This is a genomic window from Micromonospora sp. NPDC049580, from assembly GCF_040675595.1.
In the GTDB taxonomy this organism is placed as follows: Bacteria; Actinomycetota; Actinomycetes; order Mycobacteriales; family Micromonosporaceae; genus Micromonospora.
Genome location: NZ_JBFAPG010000537.1, coordinates 1 through 3,969 on the forward strand (window position 1 = coordinate 1; position 3,969 = coordinate 3,969).

Below are 3,969 nucleotides of genomic sequence, written 5' to 3' on the forward strand. Positions count from 1 at the left end.
ACCTGCTGGTGCTCTCCTGCGGGGTACGCCCGGACACCGCCCTCGCGCAGGCCGCCGGGCTGACCGTGCGGCGCGGCGTGGTGGTGGACGACCGGCTGCGCACCAACGACCGGAGGGTCTCGGCGCTCGGCGACTGCGCCGAGCACGACGGCGCGATCACCGGGCTGGTCGCACCCGCCTGGGCCCAGGCCCGGGTGCTCGCCGACGTGCTGACCGGCACCGACCCGCTGGCCCGCTACCGACCCCGGCCGGTGGTGACCCGACTCAAGGCGGCCGGAATCGACCTGGCCGCGATGGGCGACGCGGCGGGCGGCGGGCCGGGCGAGGAGCTGACCTTCGCCGACCCGGCCCGGGGCACGTACGCCCGCCTACGGATCCACGACGAGCGGCTGATCGGCGCGATCCTGCTCGGCGACAACCCCTCGGTCGGCACGGTGATCCAGCTCTTCGACCGGGGTCACCCGGTGCCGGCCGACCGGCGGGCCCTGCTGCTGGGCCGGGCGCTGGGCGGGGCCGTCGCGGCGCCGAGCGCGTCACCGGCGCTGATGCCGGACGCGGCAGTCGTCTGCCAGTGCAACACCGTCACCAAGGGAGCGCTGGTGCGGTGCTGGCGCTCCGGCGCGCGGACGGTCGACGCGGTGGTGGCGGGGACCCGGGCCGGCACCGGATGCGGCGGATGCCGGGACGCGGTCGGCGGCATCGTCGACTGGCTGTCCGAAGCGGAATCGGTGGAGGTGACGCGATGAGCGGTCGGGACCTGGTCGTCATCGGCAACGGCATGGTGGGGCAGCGCTTCGTCGACGCGCTGCGCGCCCGTGATCCGCAGGGCCGCTGGCGGGTGACCGTGCTGGCCGAGGAGGGGCGTCCGGCGTACGACCGGGTGCGGCTCTCGGCGTACTTCGACGGGGTGAGCGAGGACGAGCTCAACGTGCACACCCCGTACGACGGTGTGCGGCTGCGCCTGGGTGAGCCGGCCACCGCCATCGACCGCGCCCGGCGGGTGGTGACCACCGCCGTCGGCGAGTACGGCTACGACGCGCTGGTGCTGGCCACCGGGTCGTACCCCTTCGTGCCGCCGGTGCCCGGCGCCGACCTGCCCGGCGTGTTCGTCTACCGGACCCTGGACGACCTGGCGGCGATCCGGGCGTACGCGCGGGGCCGGCGGGTCGGCGCGGTGATCGGCGGCGGACTGCTCGGGCTGGAGGCGGCGAACGCCCTGCGCCTGCTCGGCCTGAGCACCGACGTGGTCGAGTTCGCGCCCCGGCTGATGCCGGTGCAGGTGGACCAGGCCGGTGGTGCGATGCTGCGCCGCTACGTCGAGGAGCTGGGTGTGCGTACCCACCTCGGGGTGGCCACCACCGCGATCCGGGCTGGCGCCGACGGCGCGGTCGACGCCCTGGAGCTGTCCGACGGCCGCGTGGTCGACGCCGAGCTGGTCGTGGTGGCCGCCGGCATCCGGCCCCGCGACGAGCTGGCGCGGGCCGCCGGCCTGCCGCTGGGTCCGCGCGGCGGGGTGCTCGTCGACGCGACCTGCCGCAGCGCCGACGAGCGCGTCTGGGCCGTCGGTGAGTGCGCGGCGGTCGACGGCACCTGCCACGGCCTGGTCGCCCCCGGGTACGCGACGGCCGAGGTGGTGGCCGACCGTTTGGTCGGCGGCGCGGCGACCTTCCCGGGCGCGGACACCGCCACCAAGCTGAAACTGCTCGGTGTCGACGTGGCGTCGTTCGGCGACGCGCACGGCACCACCGAGGACTGCCTGGACGTCACGTTCACCGACCCGGCCACCCGGGTGTACGCGAAACTGGTCCTCTCCGACGACGCGCACACTCTGCTGGGCGGGGTGCTGGTGGGTGACGCCAGCGCGTACCCGACGTTGCGGGCCAGTGTGGGCGGCCCGCTGCCGGCCGCTCCGCTGGCGCTGCTCGCCCCGGACGGCGGCGGCGCGGACGCCGGAGCGCTGCCCGGCACCGCCCAGGTCTGCTCCTGCAACGCGGTCACCCGCGGCGACCTGGACGACGCCATCGCGAGCGGCTGCGCGGACGTGCCGGCGTTGAAGGCGTGCACGCGGGCGGGCACGAGCTGCGGCTCCTGCGTGCCGATGCTCAAGCAGCTGCTGGACGCGGCCGGGGTCGCACAGTCCACGGCGCTGTGCGAGCACTTCGACGTGAGTCGCCGCGAGCTGTTCGAGATCGTCCGCGTCCGCGGCATCCGCACGTTCTCCCGGCTGGTCGCCGAGCACGGCCGGGGACGCGGCTGCGACATCTGCAAACCGGTGGTGGCGTCGATCCTCGCCTCGCTGGGCAACGGCCACGTGCTCGACGGTGAGCAGGCATCGTTGCAGGACACCAACGACCACTTCCTGGCCAACCTGCAACGCGACGGCAGCTACTCGGTGGTGCCCCGCATCCCCGGCGGCGAGATCACCCCGGAGAAGCTGATCGTCATCGGCGAGGTCGCCCGGGACTTCCAGCTCTACACGAAGATCACCGGCGGGCAGCGGATCGACCTGTTCGGGGCCCGGGTGGAGCAGCTGCCGCAGATCTGGCGACGCCTGGTGGACGCCGGTTTCGAGTCCGGCCACGCGTACGGCAAGGCGCTGCGCACGGTGAAGTCCTGCGTCGGCGAGACCTGGTGCCGGTACGGGGTGCAGGATTCGGTGGGGCTGGCCGTTGCGCTGGAGCTGCGCTATCGCGGGCTGCGCGCGCCGCACAAGCTCAAGTCGGCGGTCTCCGGTTGTGCCCGGGAGTGCGCCGAGGCCCGCAGCAAGGACTTCGGCATCATCGCCACCGAGACCGGCTGGAACCTCTACGTCGGCGGCAACGGCGGCTTCCGGCCCCGCCACGCCGACCTGTTCGCCACTGATTTGTCGACAGAAGCACTGATTCGACTAATCGATAGATTTTTAATGTATTACATCCGCACCGCCGACCGGCTGCAACGCACCGCCGGGTGGATCGAGGCCATGGACGGCGGCCTGGACCACCTGCGCGCGGTGATCGTGGACGACTCGTTGGGGCTCTGCGCCGACCTGGACGCGGCGATGGCCCGACACGTGGCGTCGTACTCCGACGAGTGGCGCGACGTGCTGGACGACCCGGAGCGGCTGCGCCGCTACACCTCCTTCGTCAACGCCCCCGACGTGCCCGACCCGTCGATCACCTTCGCCGTGGAACGCGGCCAGCCGGTGCCGGCCCGCGCCCTGACGACCACCCGCCCCGAGCCGGCCCACGCCCGCCGGCAGCCCGTCACGCTCGGCCTTCCGGAGGTACGGCGATGAGCCACACGACCACGCTCGACTGGACCGCTGTCTGCCCCCTCGACCGGCTGGAACCGAACCGGGGCGCCGCCGCCCTGGTCGACGGCGTGCAGGTCGCCCTCTTCCACACCGTGGACGGGCTGTTCGCGATCGACAACCGCGACCCGGTCTCCGGGGCGTACGTGCTGTCGCGGGGCATCGTGGGCAGCCGCGGCAGCGTGCCGACGGTCGCCTCCCCGCTGCACAAGCAGGTGTACGACCTGCGCACCGGGGAGTGCCTCGACCTGCCCGGGATGGCCGTGGCCCGGCACGACACGCGCTGCCACGACGGGATCGTCGAAGTGCGGTTGCGACGGGAGGGCTGATGCGGGAAGAACTGGCCGGCTTCACCATCGGGGTGACCGCCGACCGGCGGCGCGACGAGTTGGCCGCGCTGCTCGAACGCCGGGGCGCCCGCGTGGTGCTCGCCCCGGCGCTGCGGATCGTGCCGCTGTCCGACGACACGGAACTGCGCGAGGCGACCCGCGCCTGCCTGGACCAGCCACCCGACATCCTGATGGCCAACACCGGCATCGGGATGCGCGGCTGGCTGGAAGCGGCCGAGGGCTGGGGGCTGGCCGAACCACTGCGTTCGGTGCTCGCCAGCTCGTACGTCGTCGCCCGGGGCCCGAAGGCACGCGGCGCGATCCGCGCGGCCGGGCTGCACGACCAGT

At 73.8% G+C, this 3,969-nt stretch carries 4 protein-coding genes; all 4 read left to right on the forward strand.

The window, feature by feature from the left end; genetic code table 11:
- Positions 1 to 746: (2Fe-2S)-binding protein (locus tag AB0J68_RS28570; RefSeq protein ID WP_363941542.1), on the forward strand; the 746-nt coding region annotated here is incomplete at its 5' end.
- Complete coding sequence (gene nirB, locus AB0J68_RS28575) at positions 743 to 3,277, forward strand: nitrite reductase large subunit NirB (RefSeq protein ID WP_363941544.1); 2,535 nt, start codon at positions 743 to 745, stop codon at positions 3,275 to 3,277. The genes AB0J68_RS28570 and nirB, both read left to right, overlap by 4 nt.
- Positions 3,274 to 3,621: a nitrite reductase small subunit NirD gene (gene nirD, locus AB0J68_RS28580; RefSeq protein WP_355139125.1), complete on the forward strand. Its 348-nt coding sequence runs from the start codon at positions 3,274 to 3,276 to the stop codon at positions 3,619 to 3,621. The genes nirB and nirD overlap by 4 nt, the downstream gene beginning before the upstream one ends.
- The coding region (locus AB0J68_RS28585) for a uroporphyrinogen-III synthase (protein ID WP_363941548.1) at positions 3,621 to 3,969 on the forward strand (349 nt) is incomplete at its 3' end. The genes nirD and AB0J68_RS28585, both read left to right, overlap by 1 nt.